This is a genomic window from Nesterenkonia sp. NBAIMH1 (genome assembly GCF_007922635.1).
Classification (GTDB): Bacteria; Actinomycetota; Actinomycetes; order Actinomycetales; family Micrococcaceae; genus Nesterenkonia; species Nesterenkonia pannonica.
In genome coordinates, this window is the sequence record NZ_CP042335.1 from 180,900 (window position 1) to 203,249 (window position 22,350).

The following is a 22,350-nucleotide window of genomic DNA, read 5'->3' on the forward strand; positions in this document are numbered from 1 at the left end:
TTCTAGCCTATCAGCGTTCGGGGATGGGGGTTGCGGAGCTCTGCGCGGAGGCCGGGTGCTCCTCAGCGGCCTGCCTCAGCAGCTCATCGGCGTGAGCGCGCGCCGAAACGGAGTCCTCGTGGCCTGCCAGCATGCGCGCCAGCTCCCCCACCCGCTCATCGTCAGTGAGGGAACGCACATCTGATGCCGTCACGCCGTCGGACTGTCCTGATGCCTCCGGGTCCTTGAAGACCCGAATGTGATTGTCGGCATATGCGGCGACCTGCGGCAGGTGCGTCACACAGATGACCTGTGCGTGCTGAGCGAGCTTCGCCAGACGCCGACCGATCTGCACCGCTGCCTTTCCGCCCACTCCCGCATCGACTTCGTCGAAGATGAAGGTGGAGGCGGGTGCGTGCTCAGAGAGCACCACCTCGAGGGCCAGCATCACCCGTGAGAGCTCACCGCCTGATGCGCCGCGGCCCAGAGGCGCCGGATCCGCGCCTGCGTGGGGAGCCAGCAGAAGAGCCGCCTGATCGGCGCCGTGACGGGTGAGGCTCTCAAGCGGGGTCACGTCGGCAAGAAGGCGTGCGTTCGGCATGGCCAGGGCGGCCAGCTCCTCCCCCACTGCGGCGGCAAGGGCATCGCCTGCCTCCTGCCGCTTCTCGCGCAGCGCGCCGGCCTGGGACCACAGCGAGGCCTCCATCTCCTTCACCTGCTCCGAGAGCTCTTCGATGCGTCCGGCGTCGCCCTGCAGGGAGTCCAGCCGGGCACGCGACTCCTCGGCCCACTGCAGAACATCTGTGATCTCTGTGCCGTAGAGGCGCATCAGCCGGTCCAGCTCCGCGCGACGCGCGTGGACCTCGGCGAGCCTCTCCGGGCCCGACTCGTCCAGTCCGGCCGCGTAGACGCCGAGCTGGTTGCCCGCGTCGGTGAGGAGCGTGGACACCTCGGAGAGCTGCCGCCCGATCTCCTCCAGCTCAGGGTCCTGATCCGTCACGGGGACCAGCGCCTGCGAAGCGTCCTCCACCAGCGCCACCGCACTGGGGGCCTCGTCCGCGAGCGCCGCGTCGCCACCGGCGACCGCCGCCTGGGCGGTGCGGGCTGCGTCCCTCAGCGACTCCAGGTTCTCCAGGCGCATCGACTCGGCCCGAAGCTGCGCGTCCTCCCCCGGCTGCGGATCGGCCTCGTCTATCTGCTCGAGCGCCTGCTGCAGGTGCTCAGCCTCGCGCCGCCGCTCCAGCTCGTTCGTGGTGATCTCCTCCAGCTCGGCGGCGAGCTCCCGGAAGCGGGCGAAATCGTCCTGGTAGGCCCGGAGGGCCGCAGCGAACTCCGGACCCGCATAGGCATCAAGGGCTGCGCGCTGGGCAGAGGCGGACTTCAGCCGCAGCTGGTCCGCCTGGCCGTGGACCGTGACGAGCTGCTCACCGATCTCCCCCAGGGTGCTCACGGGCACTCCGCGCCCGGCGGCCGTGGCCCGGCTGCGACCTTTGGCGCTGACGGAGCGTCCCATCAGGAACGGCTCCTCGGCAGACTCTGCGTCCGCCTCGTCGAGCACCCCGGCCTCCGCGGCCCGGACTCGGGCGGGGTGTCCCGCCGGCACCTCCAGCTCAGCGTCGACGCTGGCTCGCTCTGCGCCCCTTCGGACCGCCGCGGGCGAGCCTCGGTGGCCCAGGAGCAGGCCGAAGGCGGTGACCACCATCGTCTTGCCCGCGCCGGTCTCGCCGGTGACGACGTTGAATCCTGGGGTCAGCTCCAGCTCGGCGCGATCGATGACTCCCAGTGAGCTGATGCTCAGGTGCTCGATCATCCCTGCTTCTTCTCCTGTCCCGGGTTCACGGTCGGACCGCGCCAGCCGGTGATGGGCAGGTTGAACTTCTCGACGAGCCTCTGGGAGAAGGGCGTCTGGTGCACCCGTGCCAGCAGCACCGGCCTGTCGGAGCGGGTGACTTCGACCCTGGCTCCTCCGGGCAGGGGCATTGCCCGCCGCCCGTCGCACCACAGCACGCCCTCCTCGCCCTCACGCTGCAGCACCTCGACGGCCATCGTGGAATCGGGATCCACCACCAGCGGGCGCGCAAAGAGCGCATGGGCTGAGATGGGCGCCAGAACCAGCGCCTGAACCTCAGGCCACACCACGGGACCGCCGGCCGAGAACGCGTAGGCGGTCGAGCCGGTGGGGGTGGCCATGACGATGCCGTCGCACCCGAAGGTCGAGACCGGAGCACCGTCGATCTCCACGACCAGCTCGATCATCCGCTGGCGGGAGGCCTTTTCGATGCTGGCCTCGTTCAGGGCCCACGACGACGTGACGTGGGTGCTGCCGTGCCACACCTGGACGTCGAGGGCCATGCGACGTTCGACGACATAGTTCTGCTCGGCGACCCATCGGACGGAATCGTCGAGCTGTGTGCGCTCCGACTCCGCGAGGAAGCCCACATGCCCGAGGTTGACGCCCATCAGGGGCAGGTCGGCCTCACGCACCAGGTCCGCTGCGCGCAGGATGGAGCCGTCGCCGCCCAGGACCATACCGATCTCGCACTCGCTCAGCGCGATGTCCTCCTCGGCGACGGCCAGCGGTATCGCCGCCAGCCGCTCTCCCATCTGAGAGGAGACTGCCTGCACGTCCTTGGCCAGCATGACGGGGGTCAGTCCGGCCGCATGCAGCTGCTCAGCGACTTCGATCCCCGCCTCGACAGCCTCCATCCGGCCCGTGTGAGCAAGCACGAGCACGGCCCGCTGCTTCGCTGCAACCATCCGGCCTCCTTCTGCTCACATCATGTTCACGGATCTTCGTAGTCGATCTCGCCCAGCCTATCGGCTGGGCTGGTCAGTTCCTGGGCGGCGTCCCCAGAGGGTCGCCGGAGGTGCAGGAAGAACTCTCGGTTGCCGTCCTGCCCGGCGAGGGCCGAGACCGCGATCCCGCCCAGGTGAAGGCCCTCCGCTGCTGCGGCGGCCACGACTGCCTCCACGGCTTCGCGGCGCTGGGCGCCGCTGGTGACGACGCCGGTGCGGCCGAGACGGTCCCGTCCCACTTCGAACTGGGGCTTGACCATCAGCAGCAGATCCGACTGCGGGGCGGCCTGCTCGGCCAGTGCGGGCAGCACCAGACGCAGGGAGATGAATGAGAGGTCGGCGACGATGAGCCCGAAGGGCGCACCGAAATCTCCGGCGCGGGCGTACCTGAGGTTTGTCCCCTCGATGCTGGTGACGCGAGGGTCGTCTCTCAGCGAGGCATCCAGCTGATCGTGCCCGACATCGACCGCGACGACGTGCTGGGCCCCGTGCTCAAGCATGACCTGTGTGAAGCCTCCGGTGGACGCCCCCGCGTCCAGGCACCGACGACCGGACGGGGTCGCCCCAGGGAAGGATGCCAGGGCGCCGAGGAGCTTGTGCGCGGCGCGGCTGACCCACGCCTCACGCGGCTCCACGTCGATGCGGCTGTTCGGTGAGACGGCCGCTGACGGCTTATGGGCAGGCTTGCCGTCGACCAGCACCGCACCCTCGGCGACGAGCTGCGCCGCGCGGGTGCGGCTGGGTGCGAGGCCGCGTGCCACCACTTCCTTATCGAGGCGGGCCATCGTGCTCAGCTGCGGCCGATGGACTCGAGCCTCTCGGAGAGCTCACGGTGCTTGCGCTCAGCGTGGGCCACCTGCTCCTGAAGCGTGTCCGGCGTGAGGCTGCCGGCCGCCTCTTCGCTGCTCTGAGGGTCATGGGCGGTTTCAGTGCCGGTGGGAGCGCCGCCTGCCTCATGCGCGGCCATTGGTGCTCCCAGCCGGTGCGCGGTGGACGCCGGTGAACAGATCCTCGAGCGAGTCGATGATCCAGTCGGGGCGCTGCTGATCCTGGGACGCGTCCGCCTGCTGCTGCGTGGTCGCGCCGGTGAGGACGAGTGCCGTGGCGTACCCGGCTCGGTTGCCGCCCAGCACGTCGGTGTCCAGACGGTCGCCGATCACCAGCGGACTGGAGAGGCCGAGCGTCTCTGCTGCCTGGGTGAACATGACTGGCTCCGGCTTGCCGGCGGCCTTCGGGTGACGGTCGGTGCCGAAGCTGACCGCTTCGATCATGGCGCCGTTGGCGGGTGCGATGCCGCGCTCTCGGGGCACGCTGCGGTCAAGGTTGGTGGCGAACCACTGGGCACCGGCGTTGATCGCATAGGAGGCTTCGGCCAGGTCGGCCCAGCAGAGAGTGGGGTCGAAGCCTTGCAGGACGGCTTCAGGCTCATCATCGGCTGATCGGACCGTTTCGTATCCGGCCGCGTCGACGAGGGACCTCAGGGAGTCGGAGCCCACCACAAGCACTTTGGCCGGAGCTGGGAGGTGCTCGGCGAGAAGGCGGACTCCGGCCGGGGCTGAGCCGTACACCTCCTCGGCTTCGGCTGGGATGCCCAGCTCGCGGAGGTGGCCTGCGATGTGCTCCGCAGAGCGGGACGCGTTGTTGGTGACGAAGGCGCAGCGCAGGCCCTGAGACTTCAGGCGTGAGAGAGCCTCCTGGGCTCCCGGCACTGCTTCCGGCCCGCGGTAGAGCACGCCGTCAAGGTCGAACAGGACACCGTCGTGCTGGTCGGCGAGTGGTGTGGTGCTCACTGGGCGCGCTTCTCCTTCGCCTCGGCGTCGCCGAGCAGGTCGCTGATGCGTGGGACGGAGGAGCCGTCGTCGTCCTCGTCATAGTCGAAGTCGAGGATGTCGGGCTCTTCGTAGTGGCCTGCTCCCAGCGCGCGCTCGGCCACAGGCACTTGGTTCCGCCATCGGCGCGCATCGTCGTAGCGGCCCACTGACTCGAGGACGTCCGCGTAGGCAGCGAACAGGCGAGGCGAGAAGCTGAAGGCACGGTTGAGGTCCAGTTCGGGAATCTGCAGAGCCAGGAGTGCCGCCTCCTCATCCCCGGAGTCCTGGTGCGCGCCGGCAAGAACCATGGCAAGCTCCGCCCGCGGCGCTCCCGTCAGCTGCTGTGCACCTTCGTCCTGTGCGAATTCCAGAGCCTTGGCGGAGCGGCCGAGGGCGCGGAGGCAGTCCGCGATGACGGGGATGTGTGTGTGGTCGCCGCTGATGCGGCGGTAGGTGCGCAGCTCGCGCAGCGCCTCGTCGTACTCCCCCGCCGCGTATGCTGCCAGGCCCACTGCTTCGCGCACCACGGCCAGTCGGCCGGCCCGGCGCGAGGCGGCCAGGGCATGCTCGAGAGCCAGCTCGGGGTCGATGTCGATGAGACGACCTGCCATCACGAGGTGCTTGGACACCCAGCCACGGTTGATGTCGTTGAGGGTCCCGAGCTGCCTGGCCGCTTCGCGGTCGAGCTCCTTGCCGGTGACGTCCTCGTCGATTTCGGGTGACCTGGCGCGGTCCTCCCTGTTGGAGCGCCGGTGATCCTGGGGTGCGCGGGATGGTCGGTCGCGGTTGTCTGCTGGTGCTGCTCGGTCTGCCACCGATACAGGATACCGGCCATCGTGGCTACCATGGGGCCATGAAGCACTCGGGGGATCATCTGCCGGCCACGACGCGGATGTCCTCGGCCCTGGCGACGCTGCTGCCCAGTGAGGCGAAGGTGGTGAGGGAGGTCCTCGATGATGCTTCTGCCGCAGTGGACTCTACCGCTCAGCAGCTTGCCGACCGCGTGGGCGTCGCCCGTTCGACGGTGGTGCGCACGTGTCGAAAGCTGGGCTACGAGGGGTATCCGCAGTTTCGCGTGGCCCTGGCCAGGGAGACTCCCGCAGAGCCGCGAACGGGTCTGGACTCCGAGCATGAGGGCGAGAGCATGAGCGCATGCTCGGCTGAGGCGCGCAGACTCACCTCGGGTGTGGAGCGGGCGATGGATGCCGTCCCTGAGGACCAGGCGGAGCGGGTCTTGGATCTGCTGTGCGGTGCGGACAGCGTGCTCGTCGCGGGGAATGGTCAGTCGGCGCCGACGGCGTTGGACTTCGCATTTCGTCTGATGTCGGAGGGACTGCGGGCGAGCACTCTGCAGGATGTGTTCGGTCAGCAGATTGCAGCGCGCCAGCTGGGGCCTGGAGGTCTGTGCTTTCTGATCACTCCGAGCGGTCTGAATGAGCTGTCGGTGCGCGTTGCTGAAGCTGCGGCGAGGTCAGAGGGAACACTGGTGGTGATGACATCCAACACTGATTCTCCGGCGGCAAAACTGGCTGACGACGTACTGAATATTGTGCCGCCGTTGAATATGTTTCAGAATGAATTGGAGTTTGTGTCTCGGCTTCATTTTGCGCTTTCCGCGGAGGTACTTGCCCGCGGGGTGCGCGCGCGGTTGGTTCGTAAGGCGCAGAGGGACCAAGTTCTTGATGTGGTCACTGAGAATCTGGTGGTCTAGTTCTCAGCTTCGTGATGTGCTTTGCTTCTGGACATAGAAAAAGCCGGATGGAGCAGTCGTCTCTGACTGCCCATCCGGCTTTTCTTGAAGAGATGTCCGGCGGTGACCTACTCTCCCACACCGTTACCAGTGCAGTACCATCGGCGCTGTGGGTCTTAGCTTCCGGGTTCGGGATGGGACCGGGCGTTTCCCCCACGCTATGACCGCCGTAACCCTAGACCAAACCACCCCAACATACCGGAGGGGTTTGGAAACCTATAAAAGGGTCACAACACGTGACACTATTCAACTGTAACCATTCAACCATCACCCCCACCATCAGTGAGGGGCTCGTGCTCACCACCAGCCACCCCCAAAAGAACTGGGGGGCAGGCGGGTGGGGTTTGTTGGTCAGGGACCGCAGAGTGGACGCGTAGCACACAGTGTTCACACCTATTGAGTGAAACGTTGTGGTGGTGGTGTAAGTGGTCGGCTTATTAGTACCAGTCAGCTTCACGCATTGCTGCGCTTCCACATCTGGCCTATCAACCCCATCATCTATAGGGAGCCTTCACACATTGAATGTGATGGAGATCTTATCTTGAAGCCGGCTTCCCGCTTAGATGCTTTCAGCGGTTATCCATCCCGAACGTAGCTAACCAGCGGTGCACTTGGCAGTACAACTGGCACACCAGAGGTTCGTCCGTCCCGGTCCTCTCGTACTAAGGACAGACCTTCTCAAATCTCCTGCGCGCGCAGCGGATAGGGGACCGAACTGTCTCACGACGTTCTAAACCCAGCTCGCGTGCCTCTTTAATGGGCGAACAGCCCAACCCTTGGGACCAACTCCAGCCCCAGGATGAGACGAGCCGACATCGAGGTGCCAAACCATCCCGTCGATATGAACTCTTGGGGAGGATCAGCCTGTTATCCCCGAGGTACCTTTTATCCGTTGAGCGACGGCCCTTCCATACGGTGCCGCCGGATCACTAGTCCCAACTTTCGTTCCTGCTTGACATGCCTGTCTCACAGTCAAGCTCCCTTGTGCACTTACACTCGACACCTGATTGCCAACCAGGCTGAGGGAACCTTTGGGCGCCTCCGTTACTCTTTGGGAGGCAACCGCCCCAGTTAAACTACCCACCAGGCACTGTCCCTGGACCCGATCAGGCCCGAAGTTAGATGATCCACAACACCAGAGTGGTATTTCAACGATGACTCCACCAGCACTAGCGTGCCGGCTTCACAGTCTCCCACCTATCCTACACAAGTGATGCGAATCACCAATACCAAGCTATAGTAAAGGTCTCGGGGTCTTTCCGTCCTGCTGCGCGTAACGAGCATCTTTACTCGTAGTGCAATTTCGCCGAGTTCACGGTTGAGACAGCGGGGGTCTCGTTATCCATTCGTGCAGGTCGGAACTTACCCGACAAGGAATTTCGCTACCTTAGGATGGTTATAGTTACCACCGCCGTTTACTGGGGCTTAAATTCTCCGCTTCGCCCACAAGGGGCTAACGGGTCCTCTTAACCTTCCAGCACCGGGCAGGAGTCAGTCCGTATACATCGTCTTACGACTTCGCACGGACCTGTGTTTTTAGTAAACAGTCGGACCCCCCTGGTCTCTGCGGCCACCACACCCTTTCGGAGCAAGTCCTAATAGGCGAGTGGCCCCCCTTCTCCCGAAGTTACGGGGGTATTTTGCCGAGTTCCTTAACCGTGATTCTCTCGATCGCCTTGGTATTCTCTACCTGACTACCTGTGTCGGTTTAGGGTACGGGCGGCTTGAACCTCGCGTCGATGCTTTTCTCGGCAGCATAGGATCACCGGATCCCCCACCCGAGGTGGGGGCCCATCAAATCTCAGCCTGTATGACTGGCGGATTTACCTACCAGTCGGCCTACATTCTTAGACCCAGACAACCATCGCTGGGCCCGGCTACCTTCCTGCGTCACACCTGTTAATACGCTCGCTAGACCACTTCAGGTCCCACGCTACTGACTGCCGCGAAGCCCCCAAAAGGGGCAACTGCAGCAGCGTTCGGGTGGTTAGTATCAGCGGGTTCGCGTGGGCGGTTCTTCGCCGGTACGGGAATATCAACCCGTTGTCCATCGACTACGCCTGTCGGCCTCGCCTTAGGTCCCGACTAACCCAGGGCAGATTAGCTTGACCCTGGAACCCTTAGTCATTCGGCGGACACGTTTCTCACGTGTCTTTCGCTACTCATGCCTGCATTCTCACTCGAACAACCTCCACCACTAGCTTCCGCTGCGGCTTCACCGGCTTGCTCGACGCTCCCCTACCCATCCAGGACGAACCTGAATGCCACGGTTTCGGCGGTGTGCTTGAGCCCCGCTAAATTGTCGGCGCGGAATCACTTGACCAGTGAGCTATTACGCACTCTTTCAAGGGTGGCTGCTTCTAAGCCAACCTCCTGGTTGTCTAAGCAACTCCACATCCTTTCCCACTTAGCACACGCTTAGGGGCCTTAACCGGTGGTCTGGGCTGTTTCCCTCTCGACGATGAAGCTTATCCCCCACCGTCTCACTGCCGCGCTCTCACGTCTCGGGCATTCGGAGTTTAGCTGACGTCAGTAACCTTGTAGGGCCCATCGGCCATCCAGTAGCTCTACCTCCCGGACGAAACACGCGACGCTGCACCTAAATGCATTTCGGGGAGAACCAGCTATCACAGAGTTTGATTGGCCTTTCACCCCTACCCACAGCTCATCCCCCCAGTTTTCAACCTAGGTGGGTTCGGTCCTCCACGCGCTCTTACACGCGCTTCAACCTGGCCATGGGTAGATCACTCCGCTTCGGGTCTAGACCCAGCAACTAAGACGCCCTATTCAGACTCGCTTTCGCTGCGGCTTCCCCACACGGGTTAACCTCGCTACTGAGCACTAACTCGCAGGCTCATTCTTCAAAAGGCACGCCATCACACCAACCAAGGGTGCTCTGACGGATTGTAGGCACATGGTTTCAGGTACTCTTTCACTCCCCTCCCGGGGTACTTTTCACCATTCCCTCACGGTACTGATTCACTATCGGTCAACAGGATGTATTCAGGCTTACCAGATGGTCCTGGCAGATTCACACACGATTCCTCGAGCCGCGTGCTACTCGAGAACCCAGATCAGCCGGCGGAACGCATGTCAACTACGGGACTCACACCCTCTACGGTGAAGGACTCAACCTTCTTCGTCTATACGCCCGCACCTCAACTGCCAAGACTGGTAGATCTTGGACACTGGGCCTCACAACCCCCATCACGCAACCCCTACCAGGTATCACACGTGATGGGTTTAGCCCCATCGGCTTTCGCTCGCCACTACTCACCGAATCACTTTTGTTTTCTCTTCCTGACGGTACTGAGATGTTTCACTTCCCGTCGTTCCCCAAACCGCCTATACATTCAGCGGCTGGTCGCGCACCATAACAGTGCACGGGGTTTCCCCCATTCGGACATCCTGGCCTCAACGCTCGGTTATCAGCTCCACCAGGCTTTTCGCAGATTCCCACGTCCTTCATCGGCACCTGTTGCCAAGGCATCCACACATGCGCCCTTAAACACTTACACCCACTACACATAGCGATGTAAGCCACCAAACGACACATCAACGCACCAACCCCCAATCGGAGCCAGCGCGCAGACGAACACTCAACAAAAAAATTGCAAACAAAGATGCTCGCGTCCACTATGCAGTTCCCAAACAACAACCCCCACAGCCACCACCACACCAGACACGGTGCAGCAGACCTGCTGCAGAAGCACGATCCAAAAGGACGCCAACCAAACGGCTGCGGCCTCAGGACCCAACAGTGCGCCAAACACCAACCAGCAGACACCAGCCGCACACCCTTCCAACACACTCCAAAGAGCATGCGTACTAAGCAACTGCGGCCAACACCACCAGCCGGTGACCACGACAAAACGTGGTATTCGTTGATATTCCACCCATGAGCAAACCCCGGGACACCACATTCGGATGCCACAACGGGGCGGCCGCGACTCGCAGCCAGCTCCTTAGAAAGGAGGTGATCCAGCCGCACCTTCCGGTACGGCTACCTTGTTACGACTTAGTCCCAATCGCCGGTCCCACCTTCGACCACTCCCCCCACAAGGGTTAGGCCGTGGGCTTCGGGTGTTACCAACTTTCGTGACTTGACGGGCGGTGTGTACAAGGCCCGGGAACGTATTCACCGCAGCATTGCTGATCTGCGATTACTAGCGACTCCAACTTCACGGAGTCGAGTTGCAGACTCCGATCCGAACTGAGACCGGCTTTTAGGGATTAGCTCCACCTCGCGGCATCGCAACCCACTGTACCGGCCATTGTAGCATGCGTGAAGCCCAAGACATAAGGGGCATGATGATTTGACGTCGTCCCCACCTTCCTCCGAGTTGACCCCGGCAGTCTCCCATGAGTCCCCGGCACTACCCGCTGGCAACATAGGACAAGGGTTGCGCTCGTTGCGGGACTTAACCCAACATCTCACGACACGAGCTGACGACAACCATGCACCACCTGTGAACCAGCCCCGAAGGGAAACCATATCTCTATGGCGATCCGGTCCATGTCAAGCCTTGGTAAGGTTCTTCGCGTTGCATCGAATTAATCCGCATGCTCCGCCGCTTGTGCGGGCCCCCGTCAATTCCTTTGAGTTTTAGCCTTGCGGCCGTACTCCCCAGGCGGGGCACTTAATGCGTTAGCTACGGCGCGGAAAACGTGGAATGTTCCCACACCTAGTGCCCAACGTTTACGGCATGGACTACCAGGGTATCTAATCCTGTTCGCTCCCCATGCTTTCGCTCCTCAGCGTCAGTAACAGCCCAGAGACCTGCCTTCGCCATCGGTGTTCCTCCTGATATCTGCGCATTTCACCGCTACACCAGGAATTCCGGTCTCCCCTACTGCACTCTAGTCTGCCCGTACCCACCGCACGATCCGGGTTAAGCCCGGATTTTTCACGGCAGACGCGGCAAACCGCCTACGAGCTCTTTACGCCCAATAATTCCGGATAACGCTCGCGCCCTACGTATTACCGCGGCTGCTGGCACGTAGTTAGCCGGCGCTTCTTCTGCAGGTACCGTCACAAAAAGCTTCTTCCCTGCTGAAAGCGGTTTACAACCCGAAGGCCGTCATCCCGCACGCGGCGTCGCTGCATCAGGCTTTCGCCCATTGTGCAATATTCCCCACTGCTGCCTCCCGTAGGAGTCTGGGCCGTGTCTCAGTCCCAGTGTGGCCGGTCACCCTCTCAGGCCGGCTACCCGTCAAAGCCACGGTGAGCCACTACCTCACCGTCTAGCTGATAGGCCGCGAGCCCATCCAAGACCGCATAAAGCTTTCCACCACCACCCATGCGGGCGATGGTCATATCCGGTATTAGACCCAGTTTCCCGGGCTTATCCCGAAGTCAAGGGCAGGTTGCTCACGTGATACTCACCCGTTCGCCACTAATCCGCTCCCAGCAAGCTGGAAGCATCATCGTTCGACTTGCATGTGTTAAGCACGCCGCCAGCGTTCATCCTGAGCCAGGATCAAACTCTCCATTAGATAACTAAATAGAGAACTAAACAACGTAACGAACATGATCTCCACCCCGCCGGAAAACGGGGCCTCACGGATATTCATGCTCGCCAGCTGCTGATCAATCCAGGCATGTCACAGCTGCTCACACGGGGGTGCAAGCGCTGTGACTACCAATAAATAAATTGGTATCAACAAATTTGGCACACTATTGAGTTCTCAAGCAGCAATCGCTGTCAGCACCACCAGGATTTTCTCCCGGATCGCTCTGAAGCAACTTCTCTATGTTACCGCTTCGTTTCGTTCCCGTCAACTCCGTGTTTACCTGGAGTTTCCGAGCACACCAAACGAAGCTTCAACTTCGATAGGTGATCGGAGAGAGACTCTCCGCAGCGCCTGTGGCTTTCAGCTTTTCGCTGTGGCCCCCGGCGCGATGGTTAACTCTACACACGTTCCTGAGCACGTGCAAACCCCGGCTAAGAACCCCGGAATCATGCGGATGGGGCGCGCCTGACCACTGCGAGGCTCTTCTTTCCCCGACGCACGAGGAGGTACTGGCCGTGAAGCCATTCGTCATGGCCCACTGCAGTCTCCGCATCCTCAACCTGCCGATTGTTGATGTAGGCCCCGCCCTGCTGCACCGCTCGGCGCGCTTCGCCGCGTCCCTTGACCAGACCCGTGTCGTGAAGGATGCGCACGGGTGTTGCCTCATCCGCCGGCAGGTCTGCCGTGGGCAACTCGGCCGCGATGGCCGCGAGGGTCCGCTCGTCGACATCTGCGATGTCGCCCTTGCCGAAGAGCGCCTCCGCCGCAGCGATAGCTCGCTGAGCAGCCTCTTCGCCGTGCACCAGGCACGTCACGTCCCAGGCCAACGTTCGCTGGGCCTCACGCCTGAAGGGCTCCGACTCCACAGCTCGCTCGAGCTGATCGATCTCCTCCCGGCTCCGGAAGGTGAACACCTTGAGCCGGTTGATCACATCTGCATCCGCCTGGTTCAGCCAGAACTGGTAGAAGGTGTAGGGAGAAGTGAGCTCAGAGTCGAGCCACACTGCGTTGCCCTCTGACTTCCCGAACTTCGTCCCGTCAGAGTTGGCGATCAGCGGCGTCGAGAGAGCGTGCACCGCTGCCCCCTCAGCCTTGCGCACAAGGTCAGTGCCCGACGTGAGGTTCCCCCACTGGTCCGATCCTCCGAACTGAAGCGTGCATCCGTACTGCCGGTAGAGCTGCAGGAAGTCGTAGCCCTGAAGGATCTGATAGCTGAACTCGGTGTAGGAGATTCCATCGTCTGAGTTCAGCCGCTTGGCAACAATGTCCTTCTTGATCATGGTGCCGATGCGGAAGTGCTTTCCGATGTCCCGGAGGAACTCGATCGCGCTGATGCCCTCAGTCCAGTCGAGGTTGTTCACCATCTGCGCACCCTCAGCGCCGTCCATATCGACGTAGTGGCGGATCTGCCTGCTCAGACTGTCGACCCACCCCGCCACAACCTCCGGAGTGTTCAGCGTTCTCTCGCTGGTGGGCCGGGGGTCACCGATGAGCCCGGTCGAGCCGCCGACCAGCGCCAGGGGCTTGTGCCCGGCCAGCTGCAGGCGACGCATCGTCAGCAGCTGAACCAGATGCCCCAGGTGAAGGGAGGCCGCGGTGGGGTCGAAGCCGGCATAGAACGTGATCGGCGAGCCTGCTAAGGCCGTCTCGATGGACTCCTCGTCAGTGGAGTTCTGGACGAGGCCGCGCCACTTCAGCTCCTGATACGCGTTCGCAAAGCTGGGGTCGTTGCGCTGAGTCTCGAGCACTGGGTTCTTCGCATTCGTCACGGCGTTCACCGTATCTCAGAATCCCGCCGGTAGCGGCTGTGAGGAGACGACCTGCAGCGATCGCGTCGAGCGTGTCAGCGCCACATACAGGGGGCCCACTTTTCCGCCGGCCTGATCGACCAGCTCGGCCGGCTCCGCAACAACCACCCCGTCGAACTCAAGACCCTTCGCCTCGTCCGCGGTCAGCGCCACCACATCCTGGGTGAGCGAGCCCGCGCCGCGCCCGAGTCGGGTGCCGAATCTCTCGGCGAGCTGCTCCCGGACCGCCCCGATCAGACGATCGGGAACGATGGCGGCCACCAGGCCCTCCCCCAGGCGACGGTGCTCGTCCTCCACCGCCTGCACCACCGCGCCCAGGATCTCGCTCTCCTGGACTGGGGTGACCTCAGGCGCATGATCGCCCTCCCGGACGGTGCGCAGGGAGGTGGTCTGCAAACCGTTCGCATCAGCCACCCGCTCGGCCAGCTCCACGATGCGCCCCGGAGTGCGGTAGTTCACGGTGAGCTCCTCGATCCGCAGCCGGTCCTCATCGACGAACGGCTCGAAGGCCTCGCCCCAGTTCGACGAGGCAGACGGGGAGGACCCCTGCGCGGTATCCCCCACAGCCGTCACCGACTTCAGGGGGCAGCGACGGAAGAGCACGTGCCACTGCATGGCCGAGAGCTCCTGGGCCTCATCGACCACGATGTGGCCGTAGGTCCACGAACGGTCAAGAGTGGCCCGCTCCGCCGCGCTCAGGGTGGGGCCCGACTCCGCGTTCATCGACGCGACAGCCTCCGCATCCAGGAAGCCCTCGATGCCCATCTCCTCGAGCTGAGGCACTGCATTCTCCACGGCCTTCTGCGCGTTCTCGAGGTCCTTCTGGCGAGAGATCTTCTGCCGCGCCTCCTCACGCCCGGCAGTCTCATCGAGATCGCCCAGCAGCTCAGCGGCCTCATCCAGGAGGGGAACGTCCGAGGAGGTGAACGGACTGCCGGGACGACGCTGCAGCAGCTCACGCTCGGCATCGCTGAGCTGCGGGGCCGCATCGGTCAGATACTGGGGCTTCGAGAAGAGGTCCTCCAAGAGGCTCTGCGGGGTGCGCGGCAGCCAGCACAGGTTCAGCAGCACACGCACGTCGCGTGAGGTGCGGACATCCTCCGCAAGGTAGGCGCGGTCTGCGTCATTGCCCTGGGATCGCTTCTCGATGATCCGTTCGAGCTTCTCTGCGATCTCCCTGACCATGACCTTCACGAAGGTGGCGCGAGCCTCGTTGTACGGCTTGCCTGTGGCCCTGGCCCGCTCGATTCCGCGACGAATCATCTTGGGCGTCACCGTCACGGCCGTGCCTTCGACCGTCACCTCCCGAGGTTCGGGAATGCTCCTCTGGCGGTGCTCCACCGCCGCGTCGAGGATCTCAACCCAGTCCACGCGTCCCTTGATCTCGGCGACGCGCGCGTCGGGCTCCTCCACCCCCCTGACCCCTGGGTAGAGGTCGGCCAGGGACGACATGACCACACCGGTCTCGCCCAGGGAGGGCAGGACTCGTTCTATGTAGGACATGAATGCCGAGCTCGGTCCCACCAGGAGCACACCGGCGCTCTTCAGACGCTCACGGTGCGCGTAGAGCAGGTAGGCCGCGCGGTGCAGCGCCACCGCCGTCTTCCCTGTGCCGGGGCCGCCCTGGACGACGAGCACACCGGAGCGGTCCGCGCGAATGATGCGGTCCTGCTCCGCCTGGATGGTCGCGACGATATCGCCCATCTGGCCCGTGCGGCGTGCCTTCAGCGCGGCCAGCAGGGCACCGTCTCCATGGTTCTCGACATCCTCCTCGAGAACGCTGGCATCCAGCACCTCATCTTCGAGCCCCTGGACCTGACGGTGCTTGAGCATCAGGTGCCGGCGCCTGCGCACACCCTGCCGCGCGAACGCCGTTGCCTGGTAGAAGACCCCCGCCTCGGGAGCGCGCCAATCCAGCATCAGACGCTGACGTGCCTCTGAAGTCAGCCCGATCCGACCGATGTAGCGCGTTTCGCCGGTGTCCAGGTCCAGCCGGCCGAAGACGAGCCGGTCATCGACGGCATTCAGCTGCGCCAACCGGTCCTCGTACATGGTCGCGAAGGCGTCTCGCTCCGAGATGTTCTGCATGGTGCCCACGGCACCGGTGGAGCGAACCTTGGCCAGCTGCGCCTCCTTCTCCCGACGCAGCGCATCCAAGCGGCGGTAGAGGGCAGCCACGTACAGGCGCTCCTGATCGACCCCGCCCTCCAGGGGCGGAACAGTGACCAGATCGGCGGTCTCAGTCATCAAGCGTGCTGCTTTCTTCGGAGACGGAAAAAGATCAGTCAATATTACAGCGTCCATGGTTAACGCAAAGTGACGCGGACCTCAGGGAGCGGCTCTGCGTCGTCGGGTCGATGCTCGGTAGGGGGAGACGGACCGCCTCTCGGCGAGCCAGAAGCGCCACGGGTACGCCTCCGAACCGCCCTCGCCCGATACGCCCACCCGAGGGCCCGCGCTCACCGGCTCCGGGCGATGCCCCTGCTCCGGCGGAGCCAGGACGACGCGAAGGCCCTCCTGGGGCCCGACCCGAGGCTGAGGCGGGTCCTGAACAATCTCCACGGCGGCGCCGTCGAGGGTGGTGTCCGCCCCCAGGCCCTGTCCCAGGCGCCCTGGACCGGACAGCAGCTTGACCCCGGTGTCTCTGCCTCCGCGACGGCTGACCGCGGCACCCCGACCCTCGAGCACCTCCGCGGCCCTCAGCAGCACCCCGCCGGCTCCCGCGGCATGGGACACGAGGTTCATGCAGAAGTGGATGCCGTAGCTGCGATACACATACACGTGGCGGGGCGGGCCGAAGAGCGAAGCACTGCGCGGCGTCATGCCCCGGTAGGCATGGGACCCAGGGTCCTCACCTTCGCCTCCGTACGCCTCCACCTCTGTGAGCCGCACGGTGACGTCCTCCTCGGGAGTGCTCACCGTCAGACGGCAGCCCAGGAGCCGGGGAGCCACATCGACGGCATGGGCATCGAAGAGCTCGCTCAGCGCGTCGGCGCTCATGCCTGCCACAGTCATCCGACTACTCATTGTTCTCGGCCTCCTGGTGCTGCGCGTACTCGGCGGCTCGCTGCGCCACGCTGTTGGCATACTCCACCGACTGGTTGTAGGCAGTGACCGCGTCGTTCCAGCCGAAGTCGCTGGTCAGGTCCTCGCCGCTCTCGCACAGGTAGACCCCGGCCGACAGGGCGGCATCGTCGTACTGGTGGACATCGGCCTGACCGTCCTGATTCGCGTCCTGGCCGTATTGGTCCCACGTCGTCGGGATGAACTGCATCGGGCCCACCGCGCGGTCCCACTCCGTGTCCCCGTCGAGCTCGCCATCATCGGTGTCGGGGATGGCCATCAGGCCTTCACTGCCGTCCAGGGCCACTCCGATCACAGGAGGATCCACCGCACCATCATCGGCGACGGACGACGCTCCGTACTGCCCATGAACGGACTCGACCTGCCCGATGCCTGCCAACGTGTTCCAACCCAGCCCACACTCAGGCCGCGTCTGGGACAGGTGCACAGCGGCACCGGCGTAGGCGATCAGCGCTCGCTCAGGAATACCCGCAGCCCCGCTCATCTCAGCAGTCCACTCGGGGTCAGCGAGCTCAGCGAGGGGAACGGCGGTCACGTCCTCGGGAGCGTCCGAGGCCGCGGGAGGGTGGGCCTGAGGAGGCGCCGAGGGGTAGCCCAGCTCGGTCGGGTGGGGGCGCTCCTCCCCACGACCGGCCCACTGCTGCAGCACCAGAACGACCACCACCAGCACCACCAGGCCAGCGGCAGCCGCTGCGGCTGCGGCCCGGCGACGTCGGACTCTGGGCGACGGCGGCCTCTTCGGCGAGGCGGAGCTGTGCGACGAACTCACGGCAGAGAGGGGCTGGCGATCAGGCGATCCCGTCCGGTCCCACAATGCTCCCGGGGGTAGCGATGAAGTCTCTGAGGGGCTGGAGCTGACGCTTCAGCTCGTCAAGCTGCTCGGCGACTGCCTGAGGAGCGGTGCCCCCTCGTGAGGAGCGCGACGTCAAGGACCCGAAAGTGGTCAGCACGGCGCGCACGTCAGAAGTGAGGTGATCCGAAATGCCGGCGAGCTCCTCATCAGTGAGGTCCCAGAGCTCCACGTCCCGGGATTCCGCGACCCGCACGCACTCCCCCGCCAGCTCATGGGCCACGCGGAAGGGGACCCCCTGACGCACGAGCCATTCGGCGATGTCGGTGGCGAGCGCAAAGCCGCGGGGCGCCAGCTCCGCCATCCGCTCAGTGTGGAAGGTCAGCGTGCCGATCATGCCCGAGACAGCCGGAAGCAGAAGCTCCAGAGTGTCCACCGCATCGAACAGGGGCTCCTTGTCCTCCTGCAGATCCCGGTTGTAGGCCAGCGGAAGCCCTTTCAGGGTCGTCATCAGCCCTGTGAGATCGCCGATGAGCCGCCCGGACTTTCCACGCGCCAGCTCAGCGACGTCGGGGTTCTTCTTCTGCGGCATGATCGAGGAGCCCGTCGAGAAGGCGTCGTCGAGAGTGACGAAGGAGACCTCCTTGGTGGCCCAGAAGATCGTCTCCTCGCTGATCCGGGACAGATCGACGCCGATCATCGCGGCGACCCACGCGAACTCGGCGTAGACGTCGCGCGAAGCCGTCCCGTCGATGGAGTTCCACGCAGCCTCGTCGAAGCCCAGCTCCTCAGCCACACGCTGCGGGTCAAGGCCCAGCGACGAGCCGGCCAGCGCACCGTGGCCGTACGGAGAGGCCGCGGCCCGCCGGTCCCAGTCCACCATTCGCTGCAGATCCCGAAGGAAGGCCCAGGCATGGGCCAGCAGGTGGTGGCTGAGCAGCACCGGCTGCGCGTGCTGCAGGTGCGTTCGGCCGGGCATAGGGGCCTCAGGGTGGGCCTCGGCCTGGCTGATCAGCGCGTCGATGGTGTCCATGACGCCGGCCGCGACGACGCGGGCGTGGTCCCGCAGGAACATGCGGCCCATCGTGGCGATCTGGTCATTGCGGGACCGGCCGGCCCGCAGCTTGCCTCCGAGCTCCTCGCCGGCGCGCTCAAGCAGGCCTCGCTCCAGGGCTCCGTGCACGTCCTCGTCCGATGCCGCCGGCGAGAACGCGCCCGAGAGCACGTCCTCCTCCAGACGGTCCAATGCGGAGAGCATGCCGGCAGCCTCGGAGTCGTCGAGCAGCCCGGTGCGATGGAGCACACGGGCATGGGCGCGGGAGCCGGCGATGTCGTACCGAGCGAGTCGAAAGTCGAAGTGCGTGGATTTGCTCAGCGCCGCAAGCGCATCGGCTGGGCCTGCCGCAAAGCGCCCGCCCCACAGCGAGCCCTGGTGGGTCTTCTCCGCCATCGCGCCTACTTCTCCACTCCGGCGCCGGAGAGGTCCGGCTTGCCGTGCAGCCGCTCCTCGCGCTGCGAGGCAACCTTGGAGGACAGCCCGTAGATGTCGATGAACCCGGGCGCCGAGGACTGATCGAAGGCGTCGCCCTCGTCATAGGTGGCCAGGTTGAAGTCGTAGAGGGAGGTGGCGGACTTCCGGCCCTGGACCGTCGCGCGGCCCCCGTGCATCTCCAGGCGGATCTCCCCGGAGACGTACTTCTGCGACTCCTCGATGAACACGTCCAGGTTCTTCTTCAGCGGCGAGTACCACTGCCCGTCGTAGACGAGCTCCGTCCAGCGCTGGTCCACCGTCTTCTTAAAGCGGGCCTGCTCGCGCTCCAGCGTGATGTTCTCCAGCTCGCGGTGAGCAGCCATCAGCGCCATGGCTCCCGGCGCCTCGTAGATCTCCCTGGACTTGATGCCGACCAGACGGTCCTCGACGATGTCGATCCGGCCGATGCCCTGGGCTCCGGCACGACGGTTCATCTGCTCGATGATCTGCAGAGGGCTCAGGCTCTCCCCATCGAGGGCCACCGGGATGCCGGCCTCAAAGGTGATGCTCGCGATGTCCGGGGCCGGCGAGAAGGCCGGGTCCTCGGTGTAGTCGTAGACGTCCTTGGTCGGACCGTTCCAGATGTCCTCCAGGAAGCCCGTCTCGACTGCCCGTCCCCAGACGTTCTGGTCGATGGAGAACGGGTTCTTCTTGGTGGTCTCAATGGGCAGCTCGTTGCGCTCCGCGTACTCGATGGCCTTCTCCCTGGTCAGGGCGAGGTCACGAACGGGGGCGATGCACTTCAGCTCCGGGCCGAGGGTCTGGATGGAGACCTCGAAGCGGACCTGGTCGTTGCCCTTGCCCGTGCATCCGTGGGCCACCGTCGTGGCGCCGAACTGCTGGGCTGCCGCCACCAGGTGCTTGGAGATGATGGGTCGGGAGATGGCCGAGACCAGCGGGTAGGCATCCATGTAGAGGCCGTTGGCCTTGAGCGTGGGCATGCAGTACTGCTCCACGAACTCGTCACGCGCATCGGCGACGTAGGCCTCCACCGCCCCGCAGTCGAGCGCACGCTGACGGACGGTCTCCAGCGACTCGCCCCCCTGGCCGACGTCGACCGCGACAGCGATCACCTCGGCTCCGGTGGCCTCAGCGATCCAGCCGATGGCAACAGAGGTGTCCAGGCCGCCCGAGTAGGCCAGTACGATGCGCTCGCTCACAGAAGTCTCCTCATGGGGTGTGCAGGGTTGATGAACCGCATTCTACATAAATATTCAGTACGATGCATACTTATCGATTGCGCGATCCGGCTCCCCCACTCTATGCGGGCCCCGGAGATGACGCACGGCGTCGCACAGCGGGTCGAAGAATGGACATGCTCGCTAAGCTGGTGCCCATGGCAGACCAGCAGACCCCAGGATCACCGGCGGACCTCACCGAGGAGCAGCTGGAATTTCTGGCCTCCATGTTCGACCTCGCCCGGGCCGGCAAGACAGAGGAGCTGCTGAGCCTGGTGGACCAGGGCATTCCCCCCAATCTCACCAACTCCTCCGGCGACACCCTCCTCATCCTTGCCGCGTACCACGACCAGGCTGAGCTGGTCCGGGGACTGCTGGAGCGCGGCGCGGAGACGGACCGCGAGAACGACCGCGGCCAGACCGCCGTAGGGTGCGCCGTCTTCCGCCAGAACGAAGAGATCACTCGGCTGCTGCTCGAAGCAGGCGCCGACGTGCACAGGGGGCGGCAGAATCCCTATGCGGTGATCGAGGTCTTCGGGATAGAGGGCATGCGATCCCTCCTCGACGAGTACACCTCCTCATGATGTAGCCTGAGTCACACCCGAGGGGCGTCCCGCCAAAGGGACTGAGATGACGCTGAGCCGCAGCGCGGACGGTGCGTCGACCCTTTGAACCTGATCCGGCTGATACCGGCGAAGGGACTGGCGAGCTGCCCGCAGCCTTCTCGCGGCAGCGCACCCTCTCCCTTCTCGTCGGTCCCGGATCGACCCCAGCAGAAGGAGAGAGATGGCCGAGAGATTCAGCACTGAGCTCAAGGAGCAGAACCAGCCGGCCTGGGACGGCGCAGTCGGCCACCGCTTCGTCGATGAGCTCCTCGCAGGCACTGTCAGCGACCACCACATGGCTGCCTACCTCATTCAGGATCACCGGTTCCTCGATGCGTTCCTCACCCTGCTCGGCGCGGCCATGGCCTCCGCCGACACGATGAAGGCGCGCCTGCGGTTCGGACGATTCGCCGGAATGATCTCCGACGACGAGAACAGCTACTTCCTGCGCTCCTTCGAGGCGCTCGGAGTCAGCGAGGAGCAGCGCATCGAAACCCCTGATACCGCCCCCTGCGCCGGCTTCCAAGCCATCATGCGCGAGGCTTCCCGCACACAGAACTATGCGGCTGTCCTCGCGGTGCTCACCGTCGCCGAGTGGCTCTACGGCGACTGGGCCCGCCGCGCAGGCACCAGCAGGCCCCAGCACTTCGTCCACGCGGAGTGGATCGATCTGCACAGCAGCCCGGCGTTCTACGAGTGGGTGGAGTTCCTCCGCTCCGAGCTCGACCGGGTCGGCCCCCAGGATGCGCCGACGGCCCAGGACTTCTTCTCACGGTCCGTGACGCTGGAGCTGGACTTCTTCAACGCCGTCTACCAGAACGGAGATCACTCATGAGCACCCTTTTCGACCGCCTGAAGGAAGCCTCCCCAGCCGAGTGGCAGGCCTATACCGACCACCCCTTCATCCAGCAGATGGAGGACGGGACGCTGCCCCCCGTCGCCTTCCGGGAGTACCTCATCCAGGATTATCACTTCCTGGTCCAGTTCGCCCGGGCCTATGCCCTCATCGGCTACAAAGCCCGATCCCTCGAGGACCTGCGCTACGCCCAGGAAGGCATCGGCAACATCCTGCACGAGACGCAGCAGCACGTAAAGCGCCTGGGCGAGCTCTACGGCCTGACGCCCGAGGACATCGAGAGCACCCCGGAGGACCCCGCGAACATCGCCTACACGCGTTTCGTGCTCGACGCGGGAGCCACCGGCGACCTCCTGGACCTCCACGTGGCCCTCTCCCCGTGCGTCATCGGCTACGCCGAGATCGGCCGGCGACTCAAGCCTGCCGCAGACGCGGACCCGAACCATCCCTACGCCGAATGGATCGCAGAGTACTCCTCGGAGTGGTACCAGGAGACGGCGCGGTCTGCCGTCGAGCACATCGAGGCGCTGGCAGCCCGCGGCGGCTCCGAGGCGCGGTTCCAGGATATTGCAGAGATCTTTGCCACTGCCTCACGAGCTGAGGCGGCGTTCTGGCAGATGGGCCTGGACAGAGCGGCCACGGGCTGAG

General features: G+C 64.3%; 16 protein-coding genes, 3 rRNA genes and 1 riboswitch. Of the genes, 4 read left to right on the forward strand and 15 right to left on the reverse strand.

Translation table 11 applies throughout. The annotated features are described in order from the left end of the window. Window positions 1–10 precede the first annotated feature (10 nt). From recN to FS388_RS00860, 6 genes are read right to left on the reverse strand one after another with little or no spacing between them, the layout of a single operon-like run. Window positions 11–1,789 (reverse strand): DNA repair protein RecN, encoded by a 1,779-nt coding sequence (gene recN, locus FS388_RS00840; protein ID WP_146338794.1) that lies wholly within the window; start codon window positions 1,787–1,789, stop codon window positions 11–13. Then, on the reverse strand, window positions 1,786–2,736 hold the full coding sequence (locus FS388_RS00845; protein WP_146338797.1) for an NAD kinase: 951 nt from the start codon (window positions 2,734–2,736) through the stop codon (window positions 1,786–1,788). The genes recN and FS388_RS00845 overlap by 4 nt, the downstream gene beginning before the upstream one ends. A gap of 26 nt (window positions 2,737–2,762) precedes the next feature. After that, window positions 2,763–3,560, reverse strand: coding sequence for a TlyA family RNA methyltransferase (locus FS388_RS00850; protein ID WP_146338800.1), 798 nt, complete (start codon window positions 3,558–3,560; stop codon window positions 2,763–2,765). Window positions 3,561–3,565: 5 nt separating this feature from the next. After that, the gene (locus tag FS388_RS12965) at window positions 3,566–3,742 is read right to left on the reverse strand and encodes a hypothetical protein (protein ID WP_168198547.1); all 177 of its coding nucleotides are present in this window, start codon (window positions 3,740–3,742) and stop codon (window positions 3,566–3,568) included. Beyond that, window positions 3,729–4,565, reverse strand: a complete 837-nt coding sequence (locus tag FS388_RS00855) for an HAD-IIA family hydrolase (RefSeq protein WP_146338803.1) — start codon at window positions 4,563–4,565, stop codon at window positions 3,729–3,731. Before FS388_RS00855 ends, FS388_RS12965 begins: the two co-directional genes overlap by 14 nt. Further along, a complete protein-coding gene (locus tag FS388_RS00860; protein ID WP_146338806.1) occupies window positions 4,562–5,401 on the reverse strand; it encodes a hypothetical protein in 840 nt (279 codons plus the stop codon). Before FS388_RS00860 ends, FS388_RS00855 begins: the two co-directional genes overlap by 4 nt. 38 nt (window positions 5,402–5,439) lie before the next feature. On the opposite strand from FS388_RS00860, the gene FS388_RS00865 reads away from it, so the two are divergent. Further along, window positions 5,440–6,297 (forward strand): MurR/RpiR family transcriptional regulator, encoded by an 858-nt coding sequence (locus FS388_RS00865; RefSeq protein WP_168198548.1) that lies wholly within the window; start codon window positions 5,440–5,442, stop codon window positions 6,295–6,297. Between the two features lie 94 nt (window positions 6,298–6,391). Here the strand turns inward: FS388_RS00865 and rrf are convergent. The 9 genes from rrf to FS388_RS00910 all read right to left on the reverse strand — a co-directional run bounded on the left by rrf (window position 6,392) and on the right by FS388_RS00910 (window position 20,223). Next, window positions 6,392–6,508: ribosomal RNA gene (gene rrf, locus FS388_RS00870) — 5S ribosomal RNA — on the reverse strand. A gap of 245 nt (window positions 6,509–6,753) precedes the next feature. Further along, window positions 6,754–9,854: ribosomal RNA gene (locus FS388_RS00875) — 23S ribosomal RNA — on the reverse strand. A 451-nt stretch (window positions 9,855–10,305) separates the two neighbouring features. After that, window positions 10,306–11,832 (reverse strand): 16S ribosomal RNA (locus tag FS388_RS00880). The 16S, 23S and 5S rRNA genes sit together here, the layout of an rRNA operon. A gap of 464 nt (window positions 11,833–12,296) precedes the next feature. Beyond that, window positions 12,297–13,619, reverse strand: coding sequence for a tyrosine--tRNA ligase (gene tyrS, locus FS388_RS00885; RefSeq protein ID WP_146338811.1), 1,323 nt, complete (start codon window positions 13,617–13,619; stop codon window positions 12,297–12,299). Between the two features lie 15 nt (window positions 13,620–13,634). Further along, complete coding sequence (locus tag FS388_RS00890) at window positions 13,635–15,905, reverse strand: UvrD-helicase domain-containing protein (protein ID WP_146338814.1); 2,271 nt, start codon at window positions 15,903–15,905, stop codon at window positions 13,635–13,637. Between the two features lie 81 nt (window positions 15,906–15,986). Then, the gene (locus tag FS388_RS00895; protein ID WP_246836244.1) at window positions 15,987–16,673 is read right to left on the reverse strand and encodes a DNA-3-methyladenine glycosylase; all 687 of its coding nucleotides are present in this window, start codon (window positions 16,671–16,673) and stop codon (window positions 15,987–15,989) included. 4 nt (window positions 16,674–16,677) lie between these two features. After that, on the reverse strand, window positions 16,678–17,511 hold the full coding sequence (locus FS388_RS00900) for a lytic transglycosylase domain-containing protein (RefSeq protein WP_146338817.1): 834 nt from the start codon (window positions 17,509–17,511) through the stop codon (window positions 16,678–16,680). A gap of 19 nt (window positions 17,512–17,530) precedes the next feature. Next, a complete protein-coding gene (argH, locus tag FS388_RS00905) occupies window positions 17,531–18,982 on the reverse strand; it encodes an argininosuccinate lyase (protein ID WP_146338820.1) in 1,452 nt (483 codons plus the stop codon). A gap of 5 nt (window positions 18,983–18,987) precedes the next feature. After that, window positions 18,988–20,223 carry an argininosuccinate synthase gene (locus tag FS388_RS00910; protein WP_146338822.1) on the reverse strand — a complete coding sequence of 412 codons (1,236 nt, stop codon included), beginning with the start codon at window positions 20,221–20,223 and terminating at the stop codon, window positions 18,988–18,990. Between the two features lie 176 nt (window positions 20,224–20,399). Between FS388_RS00910 and FS388_RS00915 the strand changes: the two genes are divergently transcribed. The 3 genes from FS388_RS00915 (at window position 20,400) to tenA (ending at window position 22,349) form a co-directional block, all read left to right on the forward strand. Next, entirely contained in the window at window positions 20,400–20,825 is a 426-nt protein-coding gene (locus tag FS388_RS00915; RefSeq protein ID WP_146338824.1) for an ankyrin repeat domain-containing protein, read from the forward strand. A 10-nt stretch (window positions 20,826–20,835) separates the two neighbouring features. Beyond that, window positions 20,836–20,959, forward strand: a riboswitch (TPP riboswitch). A 68-nt stretch (window positions 20,960–21,027) separates the two neighbouring features. Beyond that, window positions 21,028–21,681 (forward strand): TenA family protein, encoded by a 654-nt coding sequence (locus tag FS388_RS00920; RefSeq protein ID WP_146338826.1) that lies wholly within the window; start codon window positions 21,028–21,030, stop codon window positions 21,679–21,681. Next, complete coding sequence (gene tenA / locus FS388_RS00925; RefSeq protein WP_146338828.1) at window positions 21,678–22,349, forward strand: thiaminase II; 672 nt, start codon at window positions 21,678–21,680, stop codon at window positions 22,347–22,349. The genes FS388_RS00920 and tenA overlap by 4 nt, the downstream gene beginning before the upstream one ends. The last annotated feature ends 1 nt before the right edge of the window (window position 22,350 follow it).

What these genes read in the sequence shown, in the direction of transcription:
- FS388_RS00920 (WP_146338826.1), top strand. Translation starts at nt 21,028, where the DNA reads ATGGCCGAGAGATTCAGCACTGAGCTCAAGGAGCAGAACCAGCCGGCC.
- FS388_RS00850 (WP_146338800.1), bottom strand. Translation starts at nt 3,560, where the DNA reads ATGGCCCGCCTCGATAAGGAAGTGGTGGCACGCGGCCTCGCACCCAGC.
- FS388_RS00915 (WP_146338824.1), top strand. Translation starts at nt 20,400, where the DNA reads ATGGCAGACCAGCAGACCCCAGGATCACCGGCGGACCTCACCGAGGAG.
- tenA (WP_146338828.1), top strand. Translation starts at nt 21,678, where the DNA reads ATGAGCACCCTTTTCGACCGCCTGAAGGAAGCCTCCCCAGCCGAGTGG.
- argH (WP_146338820.1), bottom strand. Translation starts at nt 18,982, where the DNA reads ATGGCGGAGAAGACCCACCAGGGCTCGCTGTGGGGCGGGCGCTTTGCG.
- FS388_RS00865 (WP_168198548.1), top strand. Translation starts at nt 5,440, where the DNA reads ATGAAGCACTCGGGGGATCATCTGCCGGCCACGACGCGGATGTCCTCG.
- recN (WP_146338794.1), bottom strand. Translation starts at nt 1,789, where the DNA reads ATGATCGAGCACCTGAGCATCAGCTCACTGGGAGTCATCGATCGCGCC.
- FS388_RS00845 (WP_146338797.1), bottom strand. Translation starts at nt 2,736, where the DNA reads ATGGTTGCAGCGAAGCAGCGGGCCGTGCTCGTGCTTGCTCACACGGGC.
- FS388_RS00890 (WP_146338814.1), bottom strand. Translation starts at nt 15,905, where the DNA reads ATGACTGAGACCGCCGATCTGGTCACTGTTCCGCCCCTGGAGGGCGGG.
- FS388_RS00895 (WP_246836244.1), bottom strand. Translation starts at nt 16,673, where the DNA reads ATGACTGTGGCAGGCATGAGCGCCGACGCGCTGAGCGAGCTCTTCGAT.
- FS388_RS12965 (WP_168198547.1), bottom strand. Translation starts at nt 3,742, where the DNA reads ATGGCCGCGCATGAGGCAGGCGGCGCTCCCACCGGCACTGAAACCGCC.